The organism is Olleya marilimosa CAM030 (genome assembly GCF_000518485.1).
GTDB classification, from domain to species: Bacteria; Bacteroidota; Bacteroidia; order Flavobacteriales; family Flavobacteriaceae; genus Olleya; species Olleya marilimosa.
Map to the genome: position 1 here is coordinate 1 of NZ_JADR01000018.1, position 7,771 is coordinate 7,771.

Here is a 7,771-nt window from a genome sequence, read left to right on the forward strand (position 1 = left end):
AAAGCATACAGTTAACCAATTCAGAATTTTAGCCAGATTGTGGATCTAAAATACCGATTAAAAGCCTGATAGTTTTTCGCAATTTTTTTTTAGAATTTTAAGTTAGTCAAAACCAAAAAGTACGTAATACAGAATTTCACTCAGACGTAACAACTATGCAAACCGAATTAGCTTGTTGCTCAATAAAGTAAAAATTAAAAACTGTAGGCAACACAGCATATAAAAAATTGTTTACTTTAGTGTCTTAATTATGGAAGTTGTTTATTTACTTACTGCTGAAATTCCTTCGGAATTTCATTGCGCGCAAATCACAACTTTCCATATGCAACACGTTGCCAGTAATTTATGAAAACCGTATTCCAAATATTAATATTGATTTTTACAACAGCCTCTTGTCAAACACAAGAAGTTGATGTGAAATATGAAAATATTGAAATAAATATTCCTGGAAAGCCAGGTCCTTGGATTAAATATAATGAGAATTATTATTGTTATTTTAAAACTGACAATGACAAATTTAGTTCAGGCTCAAATCATCAATTTTATATCCTCGACAAAAACGGAAAAATCAAAAAAAGAATTGATGTACCTCAAGTACTTCAAACCTTTTACTACGATTTGTACATAAAAAACGACACTATATTTACTACAGAATATTATGACCATAACACTTTCTATCTTGACCAAACTAAAAATAGTTGGATAAAAACTAAAAAAGGTATTGACTTGTATTACGATGATAATAATTATTCAGTTTATTCTCTAGATTTTGGAGAATGGGGCGGAGTAACTTGGTTTAAAGATAAAGTAACAAATAAACAATATGAAGTTGGTGCAACAACACCGATTGTTAATAAATTAAACGATGCATATTATCTAACAGCAGGAAGATCCATTTTAAAAATTATAGACCCGAAAAAATTAGATGAAAGCAAAGAACCTTACGATTATAAAAAAGCAGTTATTGATGAGCGATACCACAGAGAAGGTAGCAATTCTATCAACGGAACAGAAATTATATACGAATATAAAAATGATGATTATTTTAATCCTAAATTCTCTTTAACAACTTCATTCGTTTCCAACAATAAGCTTTATCATTTATATAAAGACAGTATTTCCACAAAAATTGGAGTAATAAAAAATGATAGTCTAATTCCAATTTACACTTTCAAATCTGAAATTCGCCCATTTAAATGGTTTTACGACTCAAGAAACCCAATTCAAAACAATGATTTTCAAACAGTTCAATTTCAAACGGACAGCGACAATAATTATGGAATTATCGAAATCAATGGAAAAAAATTTAATGTAATAAATTTCAAAAACACTTATAGCGAACCTGTTTTTGGAAAAGTTAAAATGACAGAATGGTTTGAAAGTACATTTGATTTTTACTACTCAAATTTCAATAACTTACATCTTGACCAAATAGATAAAATTGAACAGAATTTAAACGCTACTGACCTTACTCAAAGCCATAAAATATAACACTTTTTACTAGATGGTAAAGATGTTCAAACACCCAGAATTTACAGGAAAATTGAAAGCTCTGAATTAAGCTTAGTAACTATGTATTACTATGCCACAAAAGATAAAACAATAGAACTAATTGAATTTGAGTGGAAAAAAAATAAAAATAAAAATAAAAATAACATTGAAGATGTAATTAAATCAACAGAAACAAAAATAGAAACTCTATATAAATCAAAGTTTAATTGGATTTCAAATTATCTTCAAAACAAAATTGGAAAACCTACTAGTTCTATATCAGAAAAAACTAGTATTGAACAGAAATGGATAATGGACAATCTGACAATTGGAATAAAATATAATAAACGAGACTTGGAATTAAGAATATATAAAAAATAAAAACTACTGGCAACACCGTGTATAATTAATTGCTTGGTTCTCGCCTACTTACGAAAATCCTCGCGGATTTTCTATTCGGTTTTTATTTACTAAATTCCGTGCTTAATCACGCAACTAATCATACACAAACACGTTAGAAGCAATTTGCTCACTCAAATGAAAATACCGAAAATAAAAGGAATAATAGACAGGCGAATTTTAATCAATTACCAAATTGATAAAGAAGTCTTGGAAAATTATTTACCAAAACCTTTCAAACCTAAATTAGTAAACGGAAAAGGAATTGCGGGAATCTGTTTGATAAGATTAAAAGAAATCAGACCGAAAGGTTTGCCGAAACAAATCGGAATTTCTTCTGAAAATGGAGCTCATAGAATTGCAGTTGAATGGACTGAAAACGGAAAATTAAAAGAAGGAGTTTATATTCCAAGAAGAGATACTTCTTCTAAATTAAATTCTTTAGCTGGCGGAACTATATTTCCTGGAATTCATCATTTAGCAAACTTTAAAGTAAATGAAAAAGATGGAAACTACGAAGTCGGTTTTATCAGCGATGACAAAACTTCATTATTAATAAAAGCAAAAGAAACAAACTCTTGGAATACCGAAAGTGTGTTTGAAAATTTAGAATGTGTTTCTGAATTCTTTGAAAATGGTTCTATTGGATATTCGCCTGACAAAAATGACTTTGACGGACTTGAATTAAAAGCATATAATTGGAAAGTATCACTTTTGGAAGTTAAAGATGTAAAATCAAGCTTTTTTGAGAATGAAAGTATTTTCCCGAAAGGTTCTGTCAAATTTGATAATGCATTATTAATGAAAGATATTGAACACGAATGGATTGGGCTGAAAAAAATAAAAAACTGCACCTAACACCGTGTATAATTAATGGCTGGTTCTCGCCTACTTACGAAAATCCTCACGGATTTTCTATTCAGTTTTTATTTGCTAAATTAGGTGCTTAAACCACGCAACAAACCATACATAAGACCGTTAGCTTTAATGCAATAAAAATTAGAACTAAATAAGAAACATATGGAATTACCAAAGAGAAATTTTATTACAAATCCATCAAAGAAAATTTTGATTTTATTTACATTCCTATGGCTTTTAGGAATAACTTTATCAACACTGAGTATGACAGATTTATTCACTGAAAGTTTTCTTCAGAAAAAATATGTAATGACTTATTTTTCAATGATTGGTTCAACCATAACAATAGGAGTGCTTTATTTTTTTTATTGGAGAAATAAAAAGTTAAATTCTCACTCAACTGTTGAATAATTTTCTGTGCAAAAAATAAGGGAAATAAGGAAAAGTAGAAAGCTGAACTTAAAACAATAATTACGTCTGAATCCAATCAAACGTGGAAAATTAAAACAGCGGAATTTGAGCTACTTTGCGGAATAACAAACTGTAGAATTTACTTAAACTCGGAAAAATGGCGGAATTTAAAAATTGGAATGAATTTTAAAGTGAAAAAAAAGCACTAAAAGCTAACAATGTGTATAATTAATGGCTAGTTCTCGCCTACTTACGAAAATCCTAGCGGATTTTATATTCGGTATTTATTTGCTAACTTTAGTGCTTGAAACACGCCACTAATCATACACAAAACCGTTGCCTACAATTGCAAAACTCAATTCAAAACTTGTAAAACCGAATATAAAAATCACTGATTTTAAGCTAACTTAATTAGTCTTTAGCGAACTTAAAGTAAACAGTAAACCAATTCAGAATTTTAGTCTGATAATGTAAAAAAAATACGCTCTTCCGACATTCACTCAGACGTAACAACGACGCAAACCGAATTAGCTTGTTACTCAAAAAAGTAAAATTTAAAAACTGTAGGCAACACAGCATATAAAAAATTGTTTACTTTAGTACTTAAGTTATGGAAGTTGCTTATTTACTTACTGCTGAAATTCCTTCGGAATTTCATTGCGCGCAAATCACAACTTTCCATATCCAACACGTTGCCTACAATTGCAAAACTCAATACAAAACGTGTAAAACCGAACATAAAAATCACTGATTTTAAGCTAACTTTATTAGTCTTTAGCGAACTTAAAGCACACAGTAAACTAATTCAGAATTTTAGCCAGATTGTGGATCTAAAACACCGATTAAAAGTCTGATAGTTTTTCGCATTTTTTTTTAGAATTTTAAGTTATTAAAAGCCAAAAAGTACGTAATACAGAATTTCACTCTAACGTAACAACTACGCAAACCGAATTAGCTTGTAGCTTGTTACTCAAAAAAGTAAAATTTAAAAACTGTAGGCAACACAGCATATAAAAAATTGTTTACTTTAGTGTCTAAATTATGGAAGTTGTCTATTTACTTACTGCTGAAATTCCTTCGGAATTTCATTGCGCGCAAATCACAACTTTCCATATGCAACACGTTGCCACACATTTGAAAAAAGCAATCTACATAGCATTAATATTCGGAATTCTGATTTCTTGCAGACAGAAAGACAGAACAAAGCAAGCGCAAATTAAACCGAGTGAGATTCGTGAATATCCAACTGACCTAGAATTTAAAATAGATGTTGGAGAATTAATCGGACTTGATACGACTGACTTAAATTTTAAGCAAATAACTAATAGAATTAGTTCTTTTCAAGAAGAAAATTATGGGCAACTTAAAGTAGAGTTTGAAGATAACAAAATAAAAAAACGATTAACGCCTTATGTTTATGACGAAGGATTAATAAAACAGAAGAATATTTTACGAATAAAATCTGACTCAATTTTAATTGACGATGGATATTCAATCGATGAACTGAAACGAATTTTAAAGAGACACTATTTGAATAAAGGTAAGATTCCTTATTATTCCGATTCACATCAAAAAGCACTTGTTGAAGTAACAATCGATACGAGTAAAAACGGAAAAGAACTTAAAGAGGTGTTGATAAAACTAACAAGCACATTTGACGAGATAAAAGAAGAAATAAATGACTCTATCGAATTAAGAGTTTTCTTTGATTATTTCAGGCAAATTCCGCCACCACCAATGCCACTAAAATGAACTAAAAAATATGAAAAAAGAATAAAAAACGTGTGGCAACACCGTATATAATTTATTGCTAGTTCTAGCCTACTTACGAAAATCCTCGCGGATTTTCTATTCGGTTTATATTTGCTAACTTTAGTGCTTAAACCACGCAACAAACCATACACAATCACGTTGTGGTGCATTTCCCAAACACCTCGAAAGTGAAAAACTAACTAAAACCTGAACAGAAATTTTAATGAATTTAGCAAGACATTGTAATTTATGCGAGAACGAAATGACCAGTCTTGAAAAAGGTTTGACCTGTAAACTGACCAATAAAAACCCTGACTTTAATAACACTTGTTCAAAAATTAATCTTGACAAAAAACTTAAAGAAAAGTTAGAAATTGCAAATCTCGAATTGGAAATAATACGCAGAAATAAAAAATCAACACATTTGACTTTTTACTCAACTATAATTATTGGTTTTTCATTAATAATTGGCGGATATTTATTTTCTAGTTGGACTATATACAGTCTATTCCTTTGGACTGTAAAAATTGGAATAATTGCAGGTGGATTTACATTCCTCGGAGTTGCTTACTCGAAACTGAATAGATTCAGAAAAAAGAATAAAAAAGCGCAATTGGAAAAAAGAAAAATAGATGAAGTACTAGAAAATTACGGAATTGAATACTCCACAATCTTTGATTTTAAAGAAAAAATTCACGGAACTCAAGAAGTGACTGTAAATTTAGAATTTAAAAATTGGACAAAAAGACAAACAACAAATACGTATAAATTTGATTATTAATAGAAGTGAAAAATAAAAAAAACGACACCACAACACCGTGTATAATTAATGGCTAGTTATCGCCTACTTACGAAAATCCTCGCGGATTTTCTATTCGGTTTTTATTTGCTAAATTAGGTGCTTAAACACGCCACTAATCATACACAAACACGTTGTGTGCAATTTGAGAAAATGATAAAGTTTCAAACAATTTCAATAAATGACAAAAATGATTTCTCGAAAGTCCCAAATGGATTTGTTGGGCTTATGACAAAAAATCATATAGGGAAGAAAATTATTTCATTTAAAACTGACCGAAATGATGTTGTTTTGTCAAGAGAGTTAGATAAAATTATTTCAAAGTTAAATTTAACAGAAAATAACTATTTGATTTTAACCACAAATCTAACAATGGAAAGTATCGAGAAACTAGAAGATGCAGGAATAGAATATATAACTTCATCTAACTTTATTTGGACTGACGAAAGATATAAATCAAGAAAAGAACACTAAATGTTGCAGAAACTAACATACAGCGGAAATGAATGCAATAACTATTTATATTTTTCTTTTGATGCCGAATTTTTCGACTGTGAAAAATTAACAGAAAAATTAAATATTGAGCCGACTTCCGTAATGATAAAAAAAGAACCTGTTCCAAAATCAACAGCGTGGAAATACCAAATTAATGCTGGAAACGAAATTGATTTAGAAACTAATCTCGGAAAACTAATTGACATATTTGAATCCAAAACTGAAATCATAAACGGATTAAAAGAAAAATACGATTTAACAACAAGAATACAGTTTGTAATTGACATTGATATTAATCCAGAATCTTCAACACCATATTTTGGACTTAATAAAAGAGCGATAGAATTTTTAGCTAATACTGGAACTGAAGTGGATTTTGACCTTTATAAAGTTGACACAATTGGACTATTAGAAAAATCTGATGAATAAGAAACTGCACACAACACCGTGTATAATTAATTGCTAGGTCACTGCCGACTTACGAACATTCCTGCGGAATATTCTATCTGTGATTTATTTGCTAAATTAGTTGCTTAACCACGCAACTAACCATACACGAACACGTTGTACAACATTTACCAAAAAACTCAAAATAGGATGAAAATAAAATTTAATGAATCGGAAAACTCAATCGAAATAAAAGATGGACTCAAAAACCAATATCTGATTTTAAAAATTTTAATGATATTGAACTTAGCAAACGCAATAATCCGAATATTTGGAAAACAAACAACTGAATATGATTTTATTGAATATTTCTGGATTGGATTGGGAGTTATTTCTTTAGTTGTTCTTTTTATGTTCGTATTTAAATTGTCAACAGCGGAGAAAATTTCAATCGTAGAAATAACGGAACTTGAAGAAAAAACAGTTTTCGGAAATAACAGATTCTCATTGAAACTGAAAAATGGAAAGAAAAGGAATTTAGGAAATTTTAAAGACCAATTTGAATTAGCAAAAGCTCGTGAGTTATTTACTAAAATTGGAATAGCAAACTGATAAAAAAAACGTTGTACAACAATGTATAAAAATAATTGCGGTTTAGTACTAAAACAAAAGTAGTTGCGTGTTTGTTACGTCTGAATTTCCTTCGGAAATTCCTCACACACAAACCCGCAACTATTCTTATACGAGACCGTTGCCTACAATTGCAACGCTCAATTCAAAACGTGTAATACCGAATATAAAAACCACTGATTTTAAGCTAGCTTTAATAGTCTTTAGCTAACGTAAAGTACACAGTTAACCTATTCAGAATTTTAGCCTGATTGCGGATCTAAAACACCGATTAAAAGCCTGATAGTTTTTCGCGATTTTTTTTAGAATTTTAAGTTATTAAAAGTCAAAAAGTACGTAATACAGAATTTCACTCAGACGTAACAACGACGTAAACCGAATTAGCTTGTTACTCAAAAAAAAGTAAAATTTAAAAACTGTAGGCAACACAGCATATAAAAAATTGTTTACTTTAGTGCTTAAGTTATGGAAGTTGTTTATTTACTTACTGCTGAAATTCCTTCGGAATTTCATTGCTCGTAAACACAACTTTCCATATGCAACACGTTA

Annotated in this window: 9 protein-coding genes; all 9 read left to right on the forward strand. The window is 29.8% G+C overall.

Annotated features, from left to right (window positions below; all coding sequences use genetic code 11):
* The first annotated feature begins 345 nt into the window (after window positions 1–345).
* Entirely contained in the window at window positions 346–1,491 is a 1,146-nt protein-coding gene (locus M890_RS0113755) for a hypothetical protein (RefSeq protein WP_157243297.1), read from the forward strand.
* An 81-nt stretch (window positions 1,492–1,572) separates the two neighbouring features.
* On the forward strand, window positions 1,573–1,872 hold the full coding sequence (locus M890_RS0113760; protein ID WP_028284080.1) for a hypothetical protein: 300 nt from the start codon (window positions 1,573–1,575) through the stop codon (window positions 1,870–1,872).
* Between the two features lie 156 nt (window positions 1,873–2,028).
* Window positions 2,029–2,748, forward strand: coding sequence for a DUF2071 domain-containing protein (locus tag M890_RS0113765; RefSeq protein ID WP_028284081.1), 720 nt, complete (start codon window positions 2,029–2,031; stop codon window positions 2,746–2,748).
* A 162-nt stretch (window positions 2,749–2,910) separates the two neighbouring features.
* Window positions 2,911–3,159, forward strand: coding sequence for a hypothetical protein (locus M890_RS0113770; protein WP_028284082.1), 249 nt, complete (start codon window positions 2,911–2,913; stop codon window positions 3,157–3,159).
* 1,041 nt (window positions 3,160–4,200) lie between these two features.
* Window positions 4,201–4,911 carry a hypothetical protein gene (locus M890_RS0113775; protein WP_232219157.1) on the forward strand — a complete coding sequence of 237 codons (711 nt, stop codon included), beginning with the start codon at window positions 4,201–4,203 and terminating at the stop codon, window positions 4,909–4,911.
* Window positions 4,912–5,134: 223 nt separating this feature from the next.
* Window positions 5,135–5,692 (forward strand): hypothetical protein, encoded by a 558-nt coding sequence (locus M890_RS0113780; protein WP_157243298.1) that lies wholly within the window; start codon window positions 5,135–5,137, stop codon window positions 5,690–5,692.
* 156 nt (window positions 5,693–5,848) lie between these two features.
* Entirely contained in the window at window positions 5,849–6,184 is a 336-nt protein-coding gene (locus M890_RS0113785) for a hypothetical protein (protein WP_157243299.1), read from the forward strand.
* Entirely contained in the window at window positions 6,185–6,634 is a 450-nt protein-coding gene (locus M890_RS0113790) for a DUF4279 domain-containing protein (protein WP_084553691.1), read from the forward strand.
* Window positions 6,635–6,802: 168 nt separating this feature from the next.
* On the forward strand, window positions 6,803–7,204 hold the full coding sequence (locus M890_RS0113795) for a hypothetical protein (protein WP_028284087.1): 402 nt from the start codon (window positions 6,803–6,805) through the stop codon (window positions 7,202–7,204).
* Window positions 7,205–7,771 lie beyond the last annotated feature (567 nt).